We start from the raw sequence: 20733 nt of genomic DNA, 5'->3' as shown, positions 1-20733 counted from the left end.
CTCCTACAATGATTCCTTTTCTATCATGATTCGTTTATACTAGAGAAGTCAGTCGAACAAAGGGAGGAAGACAATGAATCACGAAGCTTTTTTACAACGCGCAATTGATCTTGCAGTAGAAGGAGTAAATAGTGGCACAGGCGGCCCTTTTGGAGCGGTCATTGTCAAAGACGGTCAGATTATTGCAGAGGGAAGCAACAATGTCACAACGAGTAATGATCCAACTGCACATGCAGAAGTGACAGCTATTCGAAAGGCGTGCCAAACACTACATACATATCAATTAGAAGACTGTATTTTGTATACAAGCTGTGAGCCTTGTCCAATGTGTCTTGGTGCTATCTATTGGGCTAGACCAAAGGCCGTATATTTTGCCGCTGGACACAAGGATGCAGCGACTTCTGGTTTTGATGACTCCTTTATTTATGAAGAAATCAATAAAGAATACGAATCAAGAAACATTCCATTTTACCAGCTGACCCTTCAAAAAACCCTTGCTCCATTTGAAGCATGGGACACATACGACAAAAAGAAAGAATATTAAAAAAGACACCTGCTCCACAGCAGGTGTCAGTAGATTGTTGAGAAAGGGCTAAATTTTAGCCCTTTTTTCTTTTCATGATTCCGCCACTTCAAGCTCTACTTCGATGTTTCCTCTTGTTGCTTTTGAATATGGACAGAATTCATGTGCAGCCTCAACAAGCTCTTTCGCTTTGTCATGGTCAAGCCCTTTAGCGGAAACAATCAGCTTCACTCCAAGTTTAAAACCGCCATCACTTTCATCTTTTAATAGACTGACATGTCCTTCTACTTCTGATTCAATTTCGACACCTTGCTTCTTGGCGACTTGTTCAAGCGCCCCTCCGAAGCAGGCCGCATAACCCGCTGCAAATAATTGTTCAGGATTCGTACCAGTTTCTCCATCTTTCTTTGCGTTTGGCATCACAATGTTGTGGTCAAGCACACCATCATCAGAACGAACATGTCCTGCTCTTCCGTGTTGTGCTTTTACTTTTGCAGTAAATAATGGTTTCATCTTGATCTCCTCCTTCTTCTACTTATACCTTTCACGTTCTATTCGTTGCTCAAACATTTTTGGCACATTGAAGAATTTTTCATTTTTAGTCTGTATATATTTTAAAAAGGAAGAAAATCTTATACAATGATAAGTATGACAAAAAATAGTTGGTGACAGATATGACAAATGCATTTGAACATATGAAGCTGGAAAATCAGCTTTGTTTCTTGTTATATGCAAGTTCAAGAGAAATGACGAAGCAGTATAAACCATTATTAGAAGAGTTAAATATCACATACCCGCAATATTTGGCACTGCTTTTGTTATGGGAGCATGGGACATTAAATGTGAAAACAATGGGAGAGCTTTTATATTTAGACTCCGGTACACTCACACCTATGCTAAAACGAATGGAACAAAATGGACTCATCATCCGTGAACGTTCAAAAGAGGATGAGCGTTCGGTCCAAATTCGTTTAACAGAATACGGAGAAGCTTTACAAGAGAAGGCCACTTCGATTCCATTTCAAATGCTGTCTGGAACAGGCAGATCAGAAGAAGAGCTGAAAACACTTCGCGCTTCTTTACATGAGCTTTTGCAAAAATTAACACAATCAAAAGGCTGAGGGAATATTCCCTCAGCCTTTTTTTGATGTCTATTATTGAGCGACAGCTACTAATTCTACTTCAATGTTTCCTTGCGTTGCTTTTGAGTATGGGCAAACGCCGTGTGCTTTATGAACAAGTTCATCAAGTGCAGATTGCTCAATTCCAGTTCCTTTTACTTCTAATTTGACACCTAGTTTGAAACCGCCGTCTGAACTGTCTTTGACTAAGCTTACATGTGCCGTTACTTCACTTTCAAAACGGATACGCTCTTGTCTTGCGACCATTTGAAGGGCTGAATCAAAACATGCAGAATAGCCCGCTGCGAATAATTGCTCTGGATTCGTTGCTTTCTCAAGCTTTTTCGCTCTTGGCGTTCCTGGCATTGCTACATCATGCTCTAGTACACCATCTGTTGAAACAACCTTACCTTCTCTTCCTCCTACAGCTGATACCGTTGCAGTAAATAAAACTTCTGACATGAATATAACCCTCTTTCGCTCTATTAATGTTTTCTACAATTGAATTGTACACAATCTAAATTCAAGAGTCAATGAAAAACACTCACTTTCATCTTTCCTCCATTTTTTATTTTTATGAATGTACATCGCACGATGATGGAACCAATCAAGGCAATAAAAAAAGCCCTTTAAAAAGGGCTCTTTTTAGATCGTGATATGCTGCGGATTCGGTTTTTCTAACGTATGGTTTCTGTTATCGGGGTCGGCATTAGGTGATGTGATCCATAATGCCAAGATCGTGATGCTTGTACAGACGACTGCCCATTTTTTAAAATTCATATAAACAATCCCCTCTCTGAATATAGATACGAGCATGTTCCGCTTCCCCATAGAACATGGAAGATTTTTCATAATCCTCCATTTCATTATAATACTTTGCGGTGTCTAAAGCCAGCTCTTCTATATCTGGATATGCATAGGAAGATTCTAAAAAATGGAATATCCGTTTAATATGCTCTGCATCTTGTCGTAAGTACAATGCTTCTAAAAAAATGGTCTTCTGAATATGAATGTCATCCTGCAGAGCTTCTGCTCGTTTCATACATTCTTCTCTGTAATATAATGCTTCATTGTTTTTACCTTGTTTGTATAAGATCTGAGCGGCTGTATAAAGAGGGTCTATCGATCGACGAAGATGATCAGATTGGTTTTGATCAAATAATGAGATGGATTCTTTCATTAAGTCGAGTGCGCGGTTCAAGTCTCCCATTCTGTAATAGCTGTTGCCCATATTAAACAAAGAAGAAGCAATAAAACGCACATTCTGAAAGTCTCTTGATCTTGCAAGTGCTCTTTCGAGATGTGGCAATGCCTTTTCATGCCTTCTCATATCATCATAATTACCGGCTACAATAAATTCACACTGAATGGTACGAAGCGCATATAGTTCGTGCTGAATATAGACATCCAGCGCTAGTTTGGCATGGTGCATCGAAATGTGTGTTTGTTTCATGTGATAATATATTTCTGACATTTTAAAATGAAATTCTGCACGTTCAATATCGTCGGATACAAAAGAAAGCTTGTGCTCTGCCTTTTGATAGGACGATATGGCAGCAATGTACTCTCTCCGGCCGAACTCATACATGCCTCTGAAGAAATGATAGTAATATTCAAGCATGCCTGTGACATGCGTTTGATGCTCATCTATTTCTTTCGAAAGCTCGGAAAAGTTGGCGCGAAGCTTTCCTTCCTTTAATGGCTTTAAATAATCGAGCATGACCTCATGCCTGAATTCCATTAAAGAAAAATAGAGAAGCAAATTCTGATCTTCTTCCATTGAATCAAGAGAGGTGCGAATTTCCTGCTTTAACTGTTCTGCTTGTTCTGAATCAAATCTGCGGATTAATTCATACCACTTGTTGATTTTCACTCCAATATCCGAAGAGGGAATGATTTTCGCCATACGTTGCCTTCTCCAATCTTCTCAAAATATAAAACATTACCATATTTTATCATACTTGACCGGAGAAATACAAAAATGAAAGGAAAAAGAGAGCCTTGTGCGATAAGACTCTCTTTTGGATTGGTTATTCTCTTATTTGTCCTTGCCCACGAATGACAAATTTTTCAGAGGTTAGGGCTGGCAGACCCATTGGTCCTCTAGCATGCAATTTTTGTGTGCTAATGCCGATTTCCGCTCCGTAGCCAAATTCAAAGCCATCTGTAAACCGGGTAGATGCATTATGATACACAGCGGCAGCATCAACGGCTGTTAAGAAAAGTGCCGCATGCTGGTCGTTTTCCGTAATGATCGCTTCAGAATGCTTAGAGCTATACATTTGAATATGCTGTATCGCCTCTTCCATGGTCTTGACGGTTTTAATACTGACAATCGGCGCTAAAAATTCCGTTTCAAAATCAGTGGTCGTCGCTAATGTGGCACTCGGTGCAAGTGCACATACTGCTTCATCGCCCCGTATCTCTACACCATGTGTCTGAAGTGCTTCAAAGAGCGAAGCACCATGTTCTTTTGCCCATGTTTCATGAATGACAATGCTCTCAATGGCATTACAAACAGATGGTCTTTGTGTTTTCGCATTCAGAACAATTTGTTCAGCCATTTCTTTTTGGGCTGTTTCATCAATGTAAATATGACAATTCCCTGCACCCGTCTCAAGTACTGGAACAGTAGACTCTCTCACAACAAGATCAATTAAATGTTTCCCGCCACGTGGAATCAGGACATCTAGATAGTCATTTAAAGTGAACAGGGTTTTAGCCGTCTCACGGCCTGTATCTTCAATCAATTGTACACTGTCTACGGGAATATCCGTTGGTTGCAGCGCTTCATGAATGACTTTCACAATCGCTTTATTACTATGAATGGCCGATGAACTTCCTCGAAGAATCACAGCATTTCCAGTTTTCAAGCAAAGAGTGGCCGCATCGAATGTCACGTTTGGTCTTGCTTCGTAAATCATCCCAACCGTTCCAAGAGGCACACGTACTTTTTCAATGAAAAGCCCGTTTTCTTTTTGAATGGTCTCTAATGTTTCACCAATTGGGTCTTTGAGCTGAATGAGTTGATGCGTAGCGTCTGCAATCGCTTCAATTCTCTCTTCTGTTAATGTAATTCTGTCGATCACAGATGGCGTGAACTCTTTGTCTATAGCCGCCTGAACATCCTTATGGTTCTCGGCAATTAAATACGCTGAAGATGCTTTTAATGCTTTTGCAATAGCGTCTAATGCAGCATTCTTTTGTTCAGTTGTTTTTAATAGCAGCTGATCTTTGGCTGCGCTTGCCTTTTTTGCTTTTTCTAGAACTTCATTCATCGTTTTCCCTCCTCAGTTTTGTACGTGCTGAACCCAGTGATCTCGGTGAATGACTTCAGGTTTTTCATAAGAAAGCTCCTGACTTCGCATCCCTTTAATGCCAAGAAGCTCATCTGAATCATACAATGTTTGCCCTTTACCGACTAATCCGTTTGGACCAACAACTTCGACGACCTCTCCTTTAGAAAATTCACCAGCTACATCAATGACACCAGCTGGAAGAAGACTCCTTCCATTATGCAAAATCGCCACCTCTGCCCCCGCATCAATCATGATCTTCCCAGAGACTGGTGAGTGGAATTGAATCCATTGGCGACGGTTATTGACTGATGATAAGTCTTGTTCACCAATATATGTGCCGTCCCCCTGACCAGCGAGAATGTGAAGAAGCTTGTCTTCCCCTGTACCTGTGCCAATGAAGACTTTAACGCCAAGGGAGAGAGCTGTTTGTGCAGCTGAAAGCTTAGATTTCATCCCGCCTGTTCCAACCTTTGAACCCGTACTCTTCGCATATGAGAACAATTCATCTGAAATGTGAGTCAGCACATCAAACCGCTTCGCATCAGGATTCTCACTTGGATTGGCATCATAAATTCCGTTGATATCTGTTAAAATGATCAATTGGTCTGCATGAATTAAGCCACTGACCAGTGCTGATAACATGTCATTATCACCAAAGGTAAGCTCCTCGATGGACACAGAATCATTTTCATTAATGATCGGTAAAATTTTTCTTTCGAGCAGTTCCATCATTGTTGCGTAAGCATTTCGATATCTTGTACGATCTGAAAAGTCATTACGTGTTAAAAGCATTTGTGCAGGCGTCATCTGAAACTGTGAAAATAGTTCTGTATATTTCTGCATTAACAAGCCTTGACCAACAGCAGCCGCAGCCTGCTTCCCTTTTAAGGTCACAGGTCTTGACGGATATCCTAAACTGCCAAATCCCGCCGCAACGGCACCTGACGAAATGAGAATGATTTCATGCCCTGCCTCTTTTAGCTTTGCGATGGCTTTGACATGATCCTGCATTTTTTGTTCATCAATGGCTCCCTTTTGCTCTGTTAATGAACTGCTACCAATTTTTATGACGATCCTTTGCTTTTTCATCATTGATTCCCTCCGCTATACCTTTCACCACATAAAAAATCCCTTTTTCTCCTTATGTAAAGGACGAAAAAGGGATTTTCCGTGGTACCACCTTCATTGAATAAGCATACGTCTGCTTATTCCACTCAACTCCTGTAACGCCAGGCATGCGCTTAGATTTTTCCTCTAAGGCTCAAAGGGTAGGTTCAGCAGCTGTCTGCGGCAAATGTTTCAGCGTGTCATTTGCTCTCTTTACACAGCAGGTCCTGCTTACTATTCCTTCTCAACGCTCGTTAATTTTTTTATATTATCACCAATTGCTTCAGAAAAGTCAAGCGGTCAATTAAACACAATCGTTTTATTCTCATGGACAATGATTCGATCTTCTAGATGCCATTTGACAGCACGGGCAAGCACGCTGCGCTCAATCGTGCGGCCAATATTTTTTAATGCCTCTGCATCATCTCTATGATCTACCCGCTCAATATCCTGTTCAATGATTGGTCCTTCGTCTAAATCATTGGTGACATAATGGGAAGTCGCGCCAATCAGTTTAACCCCTCGCTCATATGCACGCTTGTAAGGGTTAGCCCCTATAAAAGCCGGCAAGAAGGAATGATGAATATTAATGATTTTGTTCGGGTGCTGTTCAATAAAGGCTGGCGTTAAAATTTGCATGTATCTTGCAAGCACAACCGCATCAATATCATATTCTTCTAATAATGCAAGCTGTTGTTTTTCTGCATCTTGGCGAATGTCTTTATTTGCCTTCACGAAGTGGAATGGAATGCCGAGTGCTTCGACTGTATCTTTTGCCGTTTCATGATTGCTGATGACAACCGCTATTTCAGCCATTAAATTACCGCTTTGCCATTCCCATAAAAGTTCATGTAAACAATGAAGCTCTTTGGACACAAAGATCGCCAGCTTTTTCAGATCACTTGCACGCGACATGCTCCACGTCATGTGAAATGATTGCGCAATTGGCTCAAAGCTGCTTTTCAATTGATCTAAGTTGGCAGAAATGTCTTTCCAATCAAATTCAATTCTTAAAAAGAACCGGCCGCTCTCATGATCTGTTGTGTATTGACTAGATTCAATGATGTTTGCTCCATGTTCAAATAAAAAAGTAGAAACAGCTGACACAATACCAGGCTGATCCGGGCAGCTGACTAAAAGCCTTCCTTTTTGCTCATGCTTTTGTCTGTGTAATTCAAGTTTCTCTGTAATCAATGTTCTCATGTCTTATGACCTCATTTACATTTTTCATTCTAATGAAATATTATACTGGACTGGAAAGAGAAAAAGCAATTAAGCGTCGTGTTTTTTATTGAATATTCATTCAATTCTGCACCTAGCGTGATATAATATGAATAGACCTTTTATCACAAAAGGAGTGATGGAGATGAAAAACATGACTTTGTTTGGTAAAGTGAGCTTTTGGCTCGGCATCGTATGTCTCATCACGGGCATTTATCTATTTATGACCGGAGAAAGACTCATTCCTTTACTTACATTTGGTGTATGTTTTCTGCTTGTGAGTCAGCTTTACCGCAAAAATGAAAACGATTCCAATCATCATTCGATGTAGCAAAAAGGTTGGCACATGTTTGCCAGCCTTTTCTTATTCAATGATTTTTAACCCGACCGCTGCTGATAAAATGAGTGCGATAAATAAAATACGTTTTGCGTCTTTCGACTCACCATAAAACAGCATCCCAACAATCGCTCCTCCAGCTGCTCCGATTCCTGTCCAAATCGCATACGCCGTTCCCATCGGAATTGTATTCATCGCAAGAGACAGCATCAAAAAAGATAGCGAAAAGCCAGCTGCTATGAAGAAAATCCATTTGACATGGCGATCTTTCTGGAATTGATTCATCATGGTGACACAAAGCATTTCTAAGATGCCTGCCCCAATGAGTAAAAGCCAGCTCACGATTCAGCCTCCCCTTTCTTTTCACCTGTGGTCAATTTGAGTCCTAATACACCGCTTAAAAGGACCATAATCAAAAGTAATTTTACTAGCTGTACCTGCTCACCCATGACCATCCCTACTATGACCGTACCTGCTGTTCCAAGTCCAGTGAAAACGGCGTAAAGTGTGCCAACTGGAAGTACAGTCGTGGCTTTCAGGAGTAGATAAAAGCTGACGACAATACAAACGATGGTTGCGCTCCATTCCAATATAGAGTCAGCATATTTCAACCCCATTACCCAGCCGACTTCAAATACGGCTGCAATCAAAACATTTCCCCATTTCATTCGATCTCTTCCTTTCTTACCGATTCCAAGCAATAAAAAAAGCCCGGAAATCGATCGTTTGATCAAATCTCCCGGGCTTTTATCCCTCCGTGTCCATACGGCCCATTCTTAGAGGACCCTATGTGTTTTCTCTCGGTCCAGACTGCGCTGCCGCACGGAACCCTAGAAAACCAATTCATGATAAGCAGATCTAGCGTAAAGCCGATTCTGTATAAAAAAGTGTATCACACCCTGATATGCCGGTCTACCACTTTGCTTTTCCCCTTCAAATATACTTGTTCATTTTTCGAAAGAAAGTGGATGAAAGCGAAGTATACTAAATGTTAGAAAGAGGAACGACCACATCACTGATATAATAAAACAAGAGGTGGATCAAATGATGATGACCGACGAACAAAAACACGAATTTTATCAAGCACTTGTTGATAAGAATCCGCAATATGACGGCACGTTCTTTGCAGGTATTAAAACAACCGGCATCTTCTGTCATGCCACATGTACTGCTAGAAAACCAAAATATGAAAACTGCGAGTTTTTCTTTACAGCAGAGGAGGCGCTGCTTGCAGGGTATCGGCCGTGTAAGCGATGCACGCCTTTAACATATCCTAACAGCATTCCAGAAGAAGTCAAAACACTTGTATCAGCAGTTGAAGAGAGTCCTGAGAAACGATGGAAAGAAGAAGATTTTCGCCAATTAGGGATTCACTCTGCAACAGCTCGGAGAAAATTTAAAGAAATCTATGGAATGACCTTTGTTCAATATGCTAGATCACGCCGAATGGGACTAGCGTTTAAAGAGATTCTAAACGGAAAAAAAGTCATTGATCAGCAAGTCACCTTCGGTTACGAGTCTTCCAGTGCCTTCAATGATGCCTTTACGAAAATCATGGGAAATCCACCCAAAAAGGCGCAAGTCAATATTTTGCATGCGAATTTTATTTCCACTCCGATTGGGCGGATGATGAGCATTTCAGATGCAACCCATGTGTATTTGCTTGAATTTATGGACAGGCGAGGATTAGAAAGAGAAATTGAGAACATCAGAAAAAAACATCATGCCCGTATTTTAGTTGGAGAAACAAACGTCCATCAGCAATTAGCAAAGGAATTGGCCTTATATTTTGAAAAGAAACTCACGCAGTTTACTGTGCCACTTGCTATACATGGCACCCCTTTTCAGAAAAGGGTATGGGATCTTCTATTACAGATTCCGCCAGGCGAAACGAGATCGTATCGAGATCTTGCCATCATGCTTGGCGATCCCCATTTGGTTCGGGCAGTTGGAAATGCAAATGGTGCCAATCAGTTGGCCATCATCATTCCTTGTCACCGAGTCATTCAAACAAGCGGTGAACTTGGCGGATATGGCGGGGGAATCGAACGAAAGAAATATTTACTTCAGTTAGAACAGCGTCTATAAAAGAAAAAGCGGCTCTCCTTATGATTCAAGCGAGCCGCTTTTTCCGTCACGAGTAACACTGTAAACATCAATCATTTGATCCCATTTTGAAATGGTTTTTTCTTTTTTCATCCCCATTTTCATTGCGACCTTGACTGACGCTTCATTGTCAGGGCGAATTAAGCTGACCATTCGCCTCACCTTCATTTCGTCAAAACCATACGCAAGACAGCCTTTTGCAGCCTCAACAGCATATCCTTTTCCCCATGCCGATCTCTTTAGCATATAGCCAATTTCAAGCTCTGTTTGTCCTTCGACGTTTTGGAGAACAATTCCGCTTTGTCCAAGTGGTTCTTTCGTTTCTTTTTCTTCAATGATCCACAGGGATGTATGGTACGTGCGGTCATTCTTTTGATTCCAAGCAATCCACCCTTTTGTCTGCTCTTCATCCTTTAGTGAAGGATAATACTTCATGACCTCTTCATCTTGGAATAGCTTTTCATATAAAAAAGATGCATCGTGTTCATCCATTGTTCTCAGTCTGAGACGCTCTGTTTCGAGCACGATCCGTGTTTGATGTGTCATTTGTTATCCTCTCCCCTGCTTACTTGCTAAAAATATCTCCGAACAACCCATTTGAATCTGGGGCAAAGTAATGGAACCCCGCACCCGTTAAACTAGCAGCTAATGCGGTCCACATGATTAAACTGACCGTCATCCACACAGTGACTTGTTTTCTTTTCGTACCGAAGCTCATACACATAAAAGCCGCTAAATGACTGCCAATGATAAAAGGACCGATAAGTGCCAAACCAGGGAGACCATACCGTTCCCAAACCTTTCTGGCTTTCAGCTGTTTTTTCTCTCCTTTTTCATCATGTTTCTCCTCTTTCCTCTTCAGCCACCACGCTTTAAATCGGTCCACGAAGACGATGAGTAGTAAGACGGTAAGAAAGTTGCCGACGAATCCAATAACTGCCGTTGTCACAGGATGCAGACCACTTAAAATCCCCAGCGGAACGACACCAACCACTTCAAAGAAAGGTAAAGCAGCCAATATAAAAACGAGTACATACCCCCATACAATATCCAATCACAGAACCCCTTTTCATTTTTGTCCTCTTCTCATTGTAAAGAAAAATGTGATCCCATATCTACATTTTTTTAGAAAAAGAAAAGCACATCGCAAGTGATGTGCTCCAGATTGTTGACAAAGGGCTAAAATGAACTTGATTTTAGCCCTTTGTCTTCTTTTCAGCTTGATAGAAAACCTTTGCAGTCTAGGAAGGACGAGTACTGGCGCGGAGCGAATTTGACATTCGTGAGCACCAGCACGCAGGACTGACAAAGAATGCGAGGGTTTGTCTACACGCTGAAGCACATCGCAAGAGATGTGCTCTATTTACATTAAATGTTCATTTTTCTTGTTTGTTTTCCGTAAAAAAGCGATTGTGAGCAAGACTAAAATCACAATGGATACCAGACTTGTGAAAAGAAGCATGAGAGGTGATGTCCATCCAAGCCATTCGAATAGGAGTTGCGGTCCAAAGAAGATCACCGGAATGAGCGACACCATATTGGCTTTTAAAATGGCATTTAATAAGACAATACACAGCAGCAACAGAAGAATGACGCCCCATCTTTGGCTCGAGGTCAGCACAAGTAAAGGAGTACCAAGTTTTTGGTCCAATAATTTCACTGTGATCAAGGCTGTCATCTGAAAAACACCTAATATCCAAAAGTAAAAGAATGCCCTCCTGCTTGTTTGAAAGGCCGAAGCTCTAAACATCACAATGGTCATGATCACATTGGCCACTATGATGAGCGGATAACCAATGAGTGCATACCAAGAATACGATAAACTTTGACTGATGGCATCTGCTAACATCATGTAAAAAAGAGATCCAATTAAAAAAGCACTGACAAACGGAACCCAGTCTTTATGATTTCTAGAGAGCTCTTTTGCTAGCTCGTCAGCAAAGCCCCGTGGATCTCCGCCAAATACATCTTCCCCTGTTTTCCCATCTTTCTCAGCTTCGACAGCGTGTGTCGTTAATTCATCCATCACCTCGTCGATCTCGTCCTGATTTTTCCCTTTTGATATGAGATAGAGTTGCAACTCTAATAAGATGTGTCTCGTTTCTTTTGTTACCATCTTCTCACTTCCCTTTATGTAATAATCGCTCTACATTCCCTGACAGCTCATTCCATCGCATGGTAAAATCCGTCAGCGCTTCTTCGCCTCTTTGTGTGAGCGTATAGTATTTCCTTTTCGGCCCGCTCGCCGATGCTTTTGTGGACGTATGAACTAGTTGTTCTTTTTGCATGCGCAGCAAGATCGGATAAATACTACCTTCACTAATTTGATCAAACCCATAGTGCGCAAGCTTCTTTGTCATTTCATATCCATAAATTTCACCTTCAGAAATAATCGACAGTAGGCATCCCTCTAAAATTCCTTTTAGCATTTGTGTTGATTGTGTCATCATCGATCCTCCGCTTTCAGTATCTTGCATGACAAGATAGCATGATCTTACCACACACTATCTTGCTATGCAAGATACTGACTTAGAAAAAAATCACCGCATAAAGGGTGATTTTTACGCCCAAGGCTTATCCGTCCCAAGTGCGTCAGCCAAAGCTTTACTATGCTTTCGGCGGCTTTTTCTTTCCTCTGCCCGCTGCTTCGCTGTTTGATGAAGCATGATTTCTTCCTCTGTTTCCGGCATGACTTGCGGGACTCGTTTTGGCTTCCCGTTTTCATCAAGCGAGACAAATGTAAGAAATGAAGTTGCTGCGAGTCTGCGTTCTCCAGACATCAAGTTTTCCTTAATGACTTTGACGAATACTTCCATAGAAGATGTGCCGACCCATGTCACATAAGATTCTAAGCAGACGGACTCCTTCTGTCCAATCGGCTCTAAAAAATCAACTGAATCCATTGATGCGGTGACTGTTTCACTACGGCTGTGTCTTGCTGCCGAGATGGAAGCAATGTCATCTATATAACTCATTAATTTCCCGCCAAATAACGTTTGGTGGTTATTCGTATCGAGAGGGAATACCCTGCTGGTTTTCACAACTTTTGATTCCTTGCAGTATTTGAAATTTTCTTCACTCATCGTCATAGCTCCTTCTTGCTGTTTTCGTTGATGCGGAACGACTTTTATTAAACACTATTCTATTAGGTTTGTCTAAACTTTTTGCTTTAGTCTCTCATGAGAGATTTTCTTTCGGAAATGTTTCAACATTTACTAGAAGGAGGAATAATATAACTATCGATAAACAAGGAGGCCCTTTGATGGATTCTATGAAATCAGAGAAAGTGTATAAAACGCCGCAATGTATGAGTGAATATGATGATTTACAAGAAGTCCTCTTATGCAGTCCAATTTATATGGAAATTAAACAGATCATCAATGAAACCCAAAAGCATTTTGCAAGAGAAAATATTTCTCAAATCAAAGCCCTCACGCAGCATAAGCAATTCATCCAAACGCTGAAAAACCATCATGTCCGGCCTGTCCTTCTTCCTGCAAATGAACGTTTCCCTGAACAAGTCTTCACTCGGGATATTGGATTTACAATTGGACAGACTTTATTTGTTTCAAACATGGCAGCCCCTGTCAGACAAGGAGAAGAACATTCCTTAAAAGAATGGGCACAGACAAAAGGATGGACAACCATCACGCTGGATGATGGAACGATTGAAGGCGGCGATGTGCTTGTAGACCAAACCCGTGTATTTGTGGGGATCAGCAAAAGAACAAATCTAGCCGCCATCCAGCAGCTCAAAAAAGAACTGCCGAATCACGACATCATTCCTATTCATCTTCCTTCTCACATTTTGCATCTTGATTGTGTGATGAATATTCTTTCTCATCATGAGATCTTGATTTACCCTGAAGCTTTTACGGAAAAGGATCTTCATATGCTCAAAAAGCATTATGATCTCATTGAAATAAGTGAGCAAGAGCAGTTCACACTTGGACCAAATGTGTTGTCCATTGGTCAGAAAAAAGTCATCAGCTTACCAATCAATCAAGAAACAAATGCTGCATTAACAGCCCGCGGCTACACCGTCATTGAAGTAGATTTTTCAGAAATCATTAAATCCGGCGGCTCTTTTAGATGCTGTACATTACCTATTAGGCGTTCATAAAAGCCAAAAAGCCAGCTTGTCTACTCGCTGGCTTTTTAAACGCTTGTCTACTTCCCTTTATCTATTTCCTATCATATAAATGACAAGCCACTTCATGTCCTTCTTCGACTGCTTGTAATACTGGCTTTTTGTCCGCACATACATCCATTGCAGCAGGACATCTTGTCCGAAATACGCAGCCGCTTGGCGGATTCACTGGACTTGGAATTTCTCCCTTTAAAATAAACCGCTTGCGTTTATCTTCCACATCAGGATCTGGAATCGGGATAGCAGACAGCAATGCTTGTGTATATGGATGAAGTGGTGTTTTATATAAAGCATCACTGCTGGTCATCTCCACGAGATGTCCTAAGTACATGACACCGATTCGATCGCTAATATATTTGACCATCGATAAATCATGGGCAATAAATAAAAACGTCAATCCTTCTTCTTTTTGCAGTTTTTTCAGCAAATTCACGACTTGAGCTTGAACGGATACATCTAGTGCAGAAATCGGCTCATCTGCCACGATAAACTTTGGCGATAAGGCGAGTGCTCTAGCAATCCCTATTCTTTGCCTCTGACCTCCGCTGAATTCGTGAGGATAGCGTGTAGCAAAATCATGACTTAGCCCCACCGCTTCAAGCAGTTCCTTCACGCGCTCGATCCTTTTCTTTTGACTGCCATACAATTGATGGATCTCCATCGGTTCTAGCATAATATCTTTTACAGAGAGCCTAGGATTTAAAGAAGAATACGGATCTTGAAACACCATTTGAATTTGTCTATTGAAATCAAATGATTCTCGGTTCGATAAGTGATGGAGACTTTTCCCTTCATACAAAGCTTCACCTTCTGTCGGGTCATAAAGCCGCATGAGCACTTTTCCAAGTGTAGATTTACCGCAGCCTGACTCACCAACAAGACCAAAGGTTTCGCCTTGTTTCAGCTGAAAGGTGACACCATCTAATGCTTTTAACGTTCTTCCTTTCGATAGATGAAAATGCTTTTTTAAGTTGTTGACTTGCAGAAGTGGTTCACTTCCCATCACATCTCCCCCTCTCAGCTTTCAAATACCGCCTTGTTCCTGCCCATTCCTGTTCATATGAAGTACCAGAAAGAGAAAGAAGTTCAATCTGTCTGCCCGTTTTTGGCGAGTGAAGCATCATGCCATCTCCAGCATACATCCCTACATGGCGAACTGCTCCCTTCCCATTGTCATTGGCAAAAAACATGAGATCACCTGGCGCCAAATGATTTGATGCGACTGGAGTTCCTTGAACTGCTTGGTCACTTGCGTCTCTCGGTAATAAACATCCACACGCTTTGTACATGCTGTAAACAAAACCCGAACAGTCGTAGCCATAGCTGCTCATGCCGCCCCACAAATACGACAGTCCAATAAATTGTTTTCCTATGGCTAAGGCATCCTTACCGCTCATAGAAGAAGGTGATGAAGCGCGGCGCACATCTTCTTTTTTGATTTCTCTTCTTCCTACTGGAGTCAGAACATCAAAGGAATCGCTCATTTCTTCAACAGGTGCTAGTTCTGTTAAAAAACTAACCTCCATATCCGGTGTTCCATTTTGATATAAAACCGCTTTTTTCTGACAAACAATCAAGGGACTAGCAGCTGGTTCACTCTCTGATACTTCATTTAATTGCTCTACAGGGATATAACCTGGGTAGCCTTGCGGGTGTTTCCGGCTTGCCTGCTGCGGGATGACAACTTTCATCCAGCCATCTGTCTCCTCCAGCCCAATGACTCGTTCGCCAAGCAGTACTTGGGTTTGAATAAGGTTTTCTTCACATAAGGCCAATTTCTGTTCATATGTTTGCTGATCAATCCATTCTTTGATCTGGACGGAACTTTGAAGAACGTGTCGATCCATATCTCTCGGCGACTGCGGTGCTGTCCATATATTTGCGACTGGAACCTTTGATTCATATAACATCATAAGACCCCTTTCACTCCTTGAATGCCTAATCCATGATGCGGTGGAAAGAGAATATCTTTTCCTTGATAGACAATTCCTCCGTCTATTAAGTCCTCTTTGAGCATAAGCGGCGCATCAAAATCATAACGGGTAATATTCGGCTGGCTTGCAGCAAGATGAGCGGCTGCGGTAATCCCTAGTTTTGACTCGATCATACTGCCAACCATGCACTTGACGCCGTATGCTTCTGCTAAACTATTGATTTTCAGCGCTTTTTTGATACCCCCTGTTTTCATTAATTTTAAGTTGATGAGATCACAGCTTCTCGTTTCTAACACCTTGATGGCATCATGGAGGCTAAAAATACTTTCATCTGCCATAATCAATGTGTCTGTTGCTTCCGTCACCCGGCGCAGAGCCTCGATGTCTTCTTTAGGCACTGGCTGCTCGACTAGTTCAATATCGAGTGCCTCCATTTTTCGAATGGCCACAATCGCTTCCTTCCACGTCCAGCCTTGGTTGGCGTCAAGCCTGATTTGAATATCCGGCCCGACTTTTTCTCGAATCCGCTTGATCCGCTGAATATCCGTATCTATATCATCTTTTCCCACTTTGATCTTTAAGGTACGAAAGCCTTCAGCTGCATATTGCTTCGCATCCTCTGCCATTTCTAGCGGACGGTTGACACTAACCGTGTAATCCGTTTCCAGCTGATCGCGATAACCACCAAGATATTGATAAAGCGGCAGGCCAGCCTGCTTCGCTAAACCATCGTAAATCGCCATATCTATTGCAGCCTTTGCACTCGTGTTTCCTACAAGTACACGGTCGATCGCTGAAAAGATTTGTTCATATTGTGACAATGAGGCCCCAATCAAGATCGGCCTCATCACAGCGCAAATAGCATAGTCGATGCTTTCCAGTGTTTCACCTGTAATGACCGATGTCGGCACTGCCTCTCCATAGCTGACATCACCTTGATCATAGGTGATGATCACAATAAGAGATGCGGCATCATACACCGTTCTTAATGCTGTTTTGAAAGGCTTCTTTAGCGGTACACTCGTTCTGCATGTGCGAACATCTACGATTTTCATTTGATCGCCTCTTTCGCTGCAACACCTGGGGAAATATGCAGTTTTTTCCCTGTAGCATCTAATGTAGCCTGCACGCCGATTGGAATGGCGAAGTTTGGAGATGAATGACCGATCCGAAAGCCGCCAAGTGCAGGTTTCTGTTGCGGGACAATATACGTCTCCCATAGCTGATCGAGCGTTAACGACTGCTCTTTCTTTTTCGGCTCACATTGATGAAAATCACCAATGATAAATCCCGCCGCATCATGTAATTTTCCTGCAGATGCTAAGTGCTGCATCATTCGATCGATTTTATATGGTTCTTCGTCAATATCTTCTATCAATAAAAGCTTCCCCTTTGTATCAATTTCAAAAGGTGTACCAAGTGTCGTGACGATAAGGGCAAGATTTCCTCCGGTGATTTCGCCTGAAGCCGTGCCATGATAAAAAGTGTGAAGAGGTGACAGGTGGTTCGTATACGAAAAGGCTTTCGGAGTGAATAGCTGTAAAAAGGTATCTTTTGTATACGGATGAACCTCCTCAAGTCCCACATCAGAGGAGAGCATTGGACCATGAAAGGTCACAAGACCCGTCTGCTGCTGAATCGCTGTATGTAAAAACGTAATATCACTGTATCCCCAAAAGATTTTTGGGTTCCGGCGAATGAGGTCATAATCAATGGCTTCTGCAATTCTTCCTGTTCCGTATCCTCCGCAAGCACAAATCACTGCCTTCACGTCTGGATCTTGAAACATGTGATGAATATCTTCCACTCGTTCATGATCATGACCTGCTAAATAACCATACCGGGAGTCGATATACTTCCCCTTTTTCACCTTTAGCCCTAAGCTTTCTAAAAAAGAAATACCTCTTGCTAATTTCAGCTCATCAGGCGGGCTTGCTGGTGCAATGATTCCCACTGTATCTCCTGTTTGAAGTGCCACTGGCAGATGGTTCATGCCAATCCCCTCTTTCTCTTCGTTTCTTTCAATCTATGGGCATCTTCTTCATAACATGAACGAATAAAGGAACAGACGCTTTTTTCAAAGCGTCCCAGATTGTTGACAAAGGGTTAAAATGAACTTTATTTTACCCCTTTGTCTTCTTTTCAGCGTGATAGAAAACCTTTGCAGCCCTAGGAAGGACGAGCATCGGCGCGGAGCGAATTTGACATTCGTGAGCACCGAAGCGCAGGACTGACACCGAATGCGAGGGTTTGTCTACACGCTGAGACGCTTTTTTCAAAGCGTCCCGTTCTCTCATTTTTTCATTTACTCTCCATCTACCTGTGCCCATTTCAAATCAATGTAACCAACAGGATGACGGACAATGCCCTTTACGCCTTCTTTTTGTAAATAGACTTGGTTATAAAAATGAATGGGAATGATCGGTGCTTCTTCCATCAGAAGTGCCTCGGCATCATGCAACATACGATTTCTCTTTTGTTCACCTGCTTCTTGACTCGCCTTTTTGATCAGCTGATCATACGTATCGTTTGACCAACCTGTCCGGTTCATCGCATTTCCTGTTTGGAAGCTCTCTAAGAAATTGATTGGGTCTGCATAGTCAGCTAGAAATGAACTTTGCGAGAATTGGAATTTGAGTGCCTTTTGATCTTCTGCAAACACATTTGCTTCCATGTTGGCAAGCTTCACATCTACCCCTAGCGCTTCTTTTAATTGCTGCTGAATGGCTTCTGCTTTTTTCTTATTTTCAGGCTTTGTACTATATGTTAATGTGACGGGCGGCAGCTTTGAATAGTTTTCTTCTTTCAACCCTTTTTCTAATAGTTTTACAGCTTCACTCGTATCATGTTTGACAAGATCGCCGCCAGCTTCTCTGAAATCTTCACCCTTTGAATCTAAAATTCCTGGTGAAACGAAGGCACGTGCTGGCTTCTCTTCATTTTTCGTCACGTACTCTACAATATCCTGAGGATTGATCGCCATTTGAAAGGCTTTGCGAATGTTCTTATTTTGAAAAGGCTCCATGTTGACATTTAGGCGATAAAAAAACAGCCCTGCTTGATCTTCAATTTGCACATCTTTGCTTTTTAACAGGTCTTCACTTTGTTCTGCCGGAACGAAGGCCGTATCTAAATCTCCTGATTGATACATTTGGTAATCTGTGTTTCGGTCACTAATCATGAGCCATTTCACTTGATCTAGCTTGACCGTTTGTTTGTCCCAATACGTGTCACTTTTTTCCATTGTAAAGCTTTCATCATGCTTCCACTCTGTCAGCTTAAACGGTCCATTACCGACAAAGGTTTTCGCATCCTTGGCCCAGTTCGGGTCCTTCTCCGCTACCTTCTCATTCACCGGGAAAAAGGCAGGGTTTGCGGTCATATTTAAGAAAGATTTCTGCGGGTATGCTAGCTTGACCTCTAGCGTTTGATCATTAACAGCCTTGACTTTTACATCTTCTTTCTTCCCTTTTCCGCTGTTAAACGCTTCGCCCCCTTCAATCATATAAGCTAAGAATGCCGCAGAAGAGCCCGTCTTTGGATCTAGCAGCCGCTTCCACGCATATTCAAAGTCACTTGCTTTGACTGGATCACCATTTGACCACTTAATCCCATCCCTTAAATGGAACGTGTACGTTTTTCCGTCCTTTGAGATGTCCCATTTTTCCGCCATGGCAGCAGATGGTTCGTGCTTTTCATTCAGTCTCGTTAATCCTTCCATTAAGTTATTGAGCCCTTGCCAGGACACATTATTAAAACCAATGGGCGGATCAAATGATGTCGGTTCGTTTTCATTATTTAATGTTAAAACTTTCTCTTCGCCCTTGCTTGAAGATCCTTTGCCTGCTTGCTCATTGGCTGTACATCCTGCAAGCAGCATCACTGCGATAAAGCACATACTGAGAATCCAACCTGTTTTTCTCATGAAAAACTCCCCCTTTGTGTTGAAGATAAAACCGTTTGCTTCGCTCGTTCATCTTGAAGCCAGCAATGTACTGCATGTGTAGGTGAACGCTGCGTTTCATGCGGCATGATATGATCACACACTTTCATCGCAGACGGGCATCGATCGGTATATGGACATCCTTTTGGCGGGGCAAATAAATCAGGCGGGCTTCCTTCAATAGGAATGAGTTCATCTTTCATATCCAGCCTTGGAACGGATTGCAGTAGCCCTTTTGTATAGGGATGCTGCGGACTGTAAAAGATATCTCGCCTTGTCCCAACTTCAACGATTTTCCCCCCGTACATGACGGCCACTCGATCAGCGACTTGTGCTACGACCCCTAGGTCATGTGTGATTAAAATAATCGTCACGCCTGTTTTTTTCTGAATCTCCTTAAATAGTTCTAAAATCTGCGCCTGTATGGTGACATCTAGTGCAGTTGTCGGTTCATCTGCAATCAGCACCTTCGGCTCACAAATAAGAGCCATTGCAATCATGAGCCGCTGCCTCATGCCACCGCTGAATTGATGCGGATATTGCTTCAGTCTCTCTTTCGGCTGCGGTATCCCCACCAAGTCAAGCATACGAAGCGCCTCTTCTTTCACTTCTTTTTTTGTCAGCTTCTGATGCACTTTTGCAGCTTCCATCAGCTGATCCCCAATTGTTAGCGTCGGGTTGAGTGCCGTCATAGGATCTTGAAAAATCATGGAGATATCGACACCACGGATGCTGCGCATGTCTTTTTCAGATAATGACAGCAAGTTGCGATCACGAAACCAAATTTCCCCTTGATCGACTTGTGCGCTGTATGCAGGGAGAAGCCGCATGATACTTTGAGACGTCACACTTTTTCCGCAGCCTGATTCTCCTACAATGGCGAGGGTTTCTTTTTCATACACATCCACATTCACCCCGCGTACCGCTTGAACAGAACCGCCATATGTCCGAAAGCTAACATGCAGATCGATAATCCGAAGCATTTTTTTCAT

At 42.2% G+C, this 20733-nt stretch carries 25 protein-coding genes, 1 riboswitch and 1 other annotated feature; of the genes, 5 read left to right on the top strand and 20 right to left on the bottom strand.

The window, feature by feature from the left end; all coding sequences use genetic code 11:
• Nucleotides 1-73 precede the first annotated feature (73 nt).
• On the top strand, nucleotides 74-544 hold the full coding sequence (locus MHB38_RS06750; protein ID WP_008346184.1) for a nucleoside deaminase: 471 nt from the start codon (nucleotides 74-76) through the stop codon (nucleotides 542-544).
• Nucleotides 545-616: 72 nt separating this feature from the next.
• On the opposite strand, the gene MHB38_RS06745 is transcribed toward MHB38_RS06750, so the two are convergent.
• The gene (locus MHB38_RS06745; RefSeq protein WP_008346186.1) at nucleotides 617-1036 is read right to left on the bottom strand and encodes an organic hydroperoxide resistance protein; all 420 of its coding nucleotides are present in this window, start codon (nucleotides 1034-1036) and stop codon (nucleotides 617-619) included.
• 161 nt (nucleotides 1037-1197) lie between these two features.
• On the opposite strand from MHB38_RS06745, the gene MHB38_RS06740 reads away from it, so the two are divergent.
• On the top strand, nucleotides 1198-1644 hold the full coding sequence (locus MHB38_RS06740) for a MarR family winged helix-turn-helix transcriptional regulator (protein WP_341002959.1): 447 nt from the start codon (nucleotides 1198-1200) through the stop codon (nucleotides 1642-1644).
• A gap of 33 nt (nucleotides 1645-1677) precedes the next feature.
• Here MHB38_RS06740 and MHB38_RS06735 read toward each other — a convergent pair whose 3' ends face one another.
• The 6 genes from MHB38_RS06735 to purU all read right to left on the bottom strand — a co-directional run bounded on the left by MHB38_RS06735 (nucleotide 1678) and on the right by purU (nucleotide 7253).
• Nucleotides 1678-2106: an organic hydroperoxide resistance protein gene (locus tag MHB38_RS06735; protein WP_017367099.1), complete on the bottom strand. Its 429-nt coding sequence runs from the start codon at nucleotides 2104-2106 to the stop codon at nucleotides 1678-1680.
• Nucleotides 2107-2289: 183 nt separating this feature from the next.
• A complete protein-coding gene (locus MHB38_RS06730) occupies nucleotides 2290-2424 on the bottom strand; it encodes a hypothetical protein (RefSeq protein ID WP_008346190.1) in 135 nt (44 codons plus the stop codon).
• Nucleotides 2414-3550 (bottom strand): response regulator aspartate phosphatase, encoded by a 1137-nt coding sequence (locus MHB38_RS06725; RefSeq protein ID WP_008346192.1) that lies wholly within the window; start codon nucleotides 3548-3550, stop codon nucleotides 2414-2416. The genes MHB38_RS06730 and MHB38_RS06725 overlap by 11 nt, the downstream gene beginning before the upstream one ends.
• 124 nt (nucleotides 3551-3674) lie before the next feature.
• On the bottom strand, nucleotides 3675-4922 hold the full coding sequence (locus tag MHB38_RS06720; RefSeq protein ID WP_341002956.1) for a glutamate-5-semialdehyde dehydrogenase: 1248 nt from the start codon (nucleotides 4920-4922) through the stop codon (nucleotides 3675-3677).
• 12 nt (nucleotides 4923-4934) lie between these two features.
• A complete protein-coding gene (gene proB, locus MHB38_RS06715) occupies nucleotides 4935-6032 on the bottom strand; it encodes a glutamate 5-kinase (protein ID WP_202734544.1) in 1098 nt (365 codons plus the stop codon).
• Nucleotides 6033-6088: 56 nt separating this feature from the next.
• Nucleotides 6089-6307, bottom strand: a binding site (T-box leader).
• A gap of 43 nt (nucleotides 6308-6350) precedes the next feature.
• The gene (gene purU / locus MHB38_RS06710) at nucleotides 6351-7253 is read right to left on the bottom strand and encodes a formyltetrahydrofolate deformylase (protein ID WP_007498809.1); all 903 of its coding nucleotides are present in this window, start codon (nucleotides 7251-7253) and stop codon (nucleotides 6351-6353) included.
• Nucleotides 7254-7416: 163 nt separating this feature from the next.
• On the opposite strand from purU, the gene MHB38_RS06705 reads away from it, so the two are divergent.
• Nucleotides 7417-7602 (top strand): hypothetical protein, encoded by a 186-nt coding sequence (locus MHB38_RS06705; RefSeq protein ID WP_017359125.1) that lies wholly within the window; start codon nucleotides 7417-7419, stop codon nucleotides 7600-7602.
• A 33-nt stretch (nucleotides 7603-7635) separates the two neighbouring features.
• On the opposite strand, the gene MHB38_RS06700 is transcribed toward MHB38_RS06705, so the two are convergent.
• Together MHB38_RS06700 and MHB38_RS06695 are read right to left on the bottom strand one after the other, a co-directional pair.
• The gene (locus tag MHB38_RS06700; RefSeq protein WP_017359126.1) at nucleotides 7636-7950 is read right to left on the bottom strand and encodes a DMT family transporter; all 315 of its coding nucleotides are present in this window, start codon (nucleotides 7948-7950) and stop codon (nucleotides 7636-7638) included.
• The gene (locus tag MHB38_RS06695) at nucleotides 7947-8276 is read right to left on the bottom strand and encodes a DMT family transporter (RefSeq protein ID WP_017359127.1); all 330 of its coding nucleotides are present in this window, start codon (nucleotides 8274-8276) and stop codon (nucleotides 7947-7949) included. Before MHB38_RS06695 ends, MHB38_RS06700 begins: the two co-directional genes overlap by 4 nt.
• A gap of 66 nt (nucleotides 8277-8342) precedes the next feature.
• A riboswitch (guanidine-I (ykkC/yxkD leader) is annotated at nucleotides 8343-8453 on the bottom strand.
• Between the two features lie 199 nt (nucleotides 8454-8652).
• On the opposite strand from MHB38_RS06695, the gene MHB38_RS06690 reads away from it, so the two are divergent.
• Nucleotides 8653-9696, top strand: coding sequence for a bifunctional transcriptional activator/DNA repair enzyme AdaA (locus MHB38_RS06690; RefSeq protein ID WP_024719619.1), 1044 nt, complete (start codon nucleotides 8653-8655; stop codon nucleotides 9694-9696).
• A gap of 18 nt (nucleotides 9697-9714) precedes the next feature.
• Here MHB38_RS06690 and MHB38_RS06685 read toward each other — a convergent pair whose 3' ends face one another.
• The 5 genes from MHB38_RS06685 to MHB38_RS06665 form a co-directional block, all read right to left on the bottom strand.
• On the bottom strand, nucleotides 9715-10260 hold the full coding sequence (locus MHB38_RS06685; protein ID WP_202734545.1) for a GNAT family N-acetyltransferase: 546 nt from the start codon (nucleotides 10258-10260) through the stop codon (nucleotides 9715-9717).
• A 19-nt stretch (nucleotides 10261-10279) separates the two neighbouring features.
• Nucleotides 10280-10768, bottom strand: coding sequence for a small multi-drug export protein (locus tag MHB38_RS06680; protein ID WP_007498817.1), 489 nt, complete (start codon nucleotides 10766-10768; stop codon nucleotides 10280-10282).
• A gap of 309 nt (nucleotides 10769-11077) precedes the next feature.
• Nucleotides 11078-11830 (bottom strand): HAAS domain-containing protein, encoded by a 753-nt coding sequence (locus MHB38_RS06675; protein WP_017359130.1) that lies wholly within the window; start codon nucleotides 11828-11830, stop codon nucleotides 11078-11080.
• A 4-nt stretch (nucleotides 11831-11834) separates the two neighbouring features.
• Nucleotides 11835-12161: a PadR family transcriptional regulator gene (locus tag MHB38_RS06670; protein ID WP_017367090.1), complete on the bottom strand. Its 327-nt coding sequence runs from the start codon at nucleotides 12159-12161 to the stop codon at nucleotides 11835-11837.
• A gap of 114 nt (nucleotides 12162-12275) precedes the next feature.
• A complete protein-coding gene (locus MHB38_RS06665; RefSeq protein WP_008346212.1) occupies nucleotides 12276-12797 on the bottom strand; it encodes an acyl-CoA thioesterase in 522 nt (173 codons plus the stop codon).
• 179 nt (nucleotides 12798-12976) lie between these two features.
• Here MHB38_RS06665 and MHB38_RS06660 point away from each other — a divergent pair, with 179 nt between their 5' ends.
• On the top strand, nucleotides 12977-13837 hold the full coding sequence (locus MHB38_RS06660; RefSeq protein WP_035700470.1) for a dimethylarginine dimethylaminohydrolase family protein: 861 nt from the start codon (nucleotides 12977-12979) through the stop codon (nucleotides 13835-13837).
• A 61-nt stretch (nucleotides 13838-13898) separates the two neighbouring features.
• Here the strand turns inward: MHB38_RS06660 and MHB38_RS06655 are convergent, their stop codons facing one another.
• From MHB38_RS06655 to MHB38_RS06630, 6 genes are all read right to left on the bottom strand, one after another.
• A complete protein-coding gene (locus MHB38_RS06655) occupies nucleotides 13899-14867 on the bottom strand; it encodes an ABC transporter ATP-binding protein (protein WP_035700468.1) in 969 nt (322 codons plus the stop codon).
• Entirely contained in the window at nucleotides 14857-15774 is a 918-nt protein-coding gene (locus MHB38_RS06650) for a C40 family peptidase (RefSeq protein ID WP_025207219.1), read from the bottom strand. Before MHB38_RS06650 ends, MHB38_RS06655 begins: the two co-directional genes overlap by 11 nt.
• Nucleotides 15774-16853 carry a dipeptide epimerase gene (locus tag MHB38_RS06645; RefSeq protein ID WP_025207218.1) on the bottom strand — a complete coding sequence of 360 codons (1080 nt, stop codon included), beginning with the start codon at nucleotides 16851-16853 and terminating at the stop codon, nucleotides 15774-15776. The genes MHB38_RS06650 and MHB38_RS06645 overlap by 1 nt, the downstream gene beginning before the upstream one ends.
• Entirely contained in the window at nucleotides 16850-17791 is a 942-nt protein-coding gene (locus MHB38_RS06640) for a S66 peptidase family protein (RefSeq protein ID WP_017367085.1), read from the bottom strand. The genes MHB38_RS06645 and MHB38_RS06640 overlap by 4 nt, the downstream gene beginning before the upstream one ends.
• Before the next feature lie 312 nt (nucleotides 17792-18103).
• Nucleotides 18104-19723 carry a peptide ABC transporter substrate-binding protein gene (locus MHB38_RS06635; RefSeq protein WP_025207217.1) on the bottom strand — a complete coding sequence of 540 codons (1620 nt, stop codon included), beginning with the start codon at nucleotides 19721-19723 and terminating at the stop codon, nucleotides 18104-18106.
• A complete protein-coding gene (locus MHB38_RS06630) occupies nucleotides 19720-20733 on the bottom strand; it encodes an ABC transporter ATP-binding protein (protein ID WP_007498841.1) in 1014 nt (337 codons plus the stop codon). The genes MHB38_RS06635 and MHB38_RS06630 overlap by 4 nt, the downstream gene beginning before the upstream one ends.

The organism is Bacillus sp. FSL K6-3176, from assembly GCF_038003325.1.
In the GTDB taxonomy this organism is placed as follows: Bacteria; Bacillota; Bacilli; order Bacillales; family Bacillaceae; genus Bacillus; species Bacillus altitudinis.
This window is presented reverse-complemented; position numbering and strand designations above follow the sequence as displayed.

Bases quoted from the DNA above. Each gene is read 5' to 3' on its own strand.
- MHB38_RS06750 (WP_008346184.1), top strand. From the start codon at position 74: ATGAATCACGAAGCTTTTTTACAACGCGCAATTGATCTTGCAGTAGAA.
- MHB38_RS06745 (WP_008346186.1), bottom strand. From the start codon at position 1,036: ATGAAACCATTATTTACTGCAAAAGTAAAAGCACAACACGGAAGAGCA.
- MHB38_RS06740 (WP_341002959.1), top strand. From the start codon at position 1,198: ATGACAAATGCATTTGAACATATGAAGCTGGAAAATCAGCTTTGTTTC.
- MHB38_RS06735 (WP_017367099.1), bottom strand. From the start codon at position 2,106: ATGTCAGAAGTTTTATTTACTGCAACGGTATCAGCTGTAGGAGGAAGA.
- MHB38_RS06730 (WP_008346190.1), bottom strand. From the start codon at position 2,424: ATGAATTTTAAAAAATGGGCAGTCGTCTGTACAAGCATCACGATCTTG.
- MHB38_RS06725 (WP_008346192.1), bottom strand. From the start codon at position 3,550: ATGGCGAAAATCATTCCCTCTTCGGATATTGGAGTGAAAATCAACAAG.
- MHB38_RS06720 (WP_341002956.1), bottom strand. From the start codon at position 4,922: ATGAATGAAGTTCTAGAAAAAGCAAAAAAGGCAAGCGCAGCCAAAGAT.
- proB (WP_202734544.1), bottom strand. From the start codon at position 6,032: ATGAAAAAGCAAAGGATCGTCATAAAAATTGGTAGCAGTTCATTAACA.
- purU (WP_007498809.1), bottom strand. From the start codon at position 7,253: ATGAGAACATTGATTACAGAGAAACTTGAATTACACAGACAAAAGCAT.
- MHB38_RS06705 (WP_017359125.1), top strand. From the start codon at position 7,417: ATGAAAAACATGACTTTGTTTGGTAAAGTGAGCTTTTGGCTCGGCATC.
- MHB38_RS06695 (WP_017359127.1), bottom strand. From the start codon at position 8,276: ATGAAATGGGGAAATGTTTTGATTGCAGCCGTATTTGAAGTCGGCTGG.
- MHB38_RS06690 (WP_024719619.1), top strand. From the start codon at position 8,653: ATGATGATGACCGACGAACAAAAACACGAATTTTATCAAGCACTTGTT.
- MHB38_RS06685 (WP_202734545.1), bottom strand. From the start codon at position 10,260: ATGACACATCAAACACGGATCGTGCTCGAAACAGAGCGTCTCAGACTG.
- MHB38_RS06675 (WP_017359130.1), bottom strand. From the start codon at position 11,830: ATGGTAACAAAAGAAACGAGACACATCTTATTAGAGTTGCAACTCTAT.
- MHB38_RS06670 (WP_017367090.1), bottom strand. From the start codon at position 12,161: ATGACACAATCAACACAAATGCTAAAAGGAATTTTAGAGGGATGCCTA.
- MHB38_RS06665 (WP_008346212.1), bottom strand. From the start codon at position 12,797: ATGAGTGAAGAAAATTTCAAATACTGCAAGGAATCAAAAGTTGTGAAA.
- MHB38_RS06660 (WP_035700470.1), top strand. From the start codon at position 12,977: ATGGATTCTATGAAATCAGAGAAAGTGTATAAAACGCCGCAATGTATG.
- MHB38_RS06655 (WP_035700468.1), bottom strand. From the start codon at position 14,867: ATGGGAAGTGAACCACTTCTGCAAGTCAACAACTTAAAAAAGCATTTT.
- MHB38_RS06650 (WP_025207219.1), bottom strand. From the start codon at position 15,774: ATGTTATATGAATCAAAGGTTCCAGTCGCAAATATATGGACAGCACCG.
- MHB38_RS06645 (WP_025207218.1), bottom strand. From the start codon at position 16,853: ATGAAAATCGTAGATGTTCGCACATGCAGAACGAGTGTACCGCTAAAG.
- MHB38_RS06640 (WP_017367085.1), bottom strand. From the start codon at position 17,791: ATGAACCATCTGCCAGTGGCACTTCAAACAGGAGATACAGTGGGAATC.
- MHB38_RS06635 (WP_025207217.1), bottom strand. From the start codon at position 19,723: ATGAGAAAAACAGGTTGGATTCTCAGTATGTGCTTTATCGCAGTGATG.
- MHB38_RS06630 (WP_007498841.1), bottom strand. From the start codon at position 20,733: ATGAAAAAAATGCTTCGGATTATCGATCTGCATGTTAGCTTTCGGACA.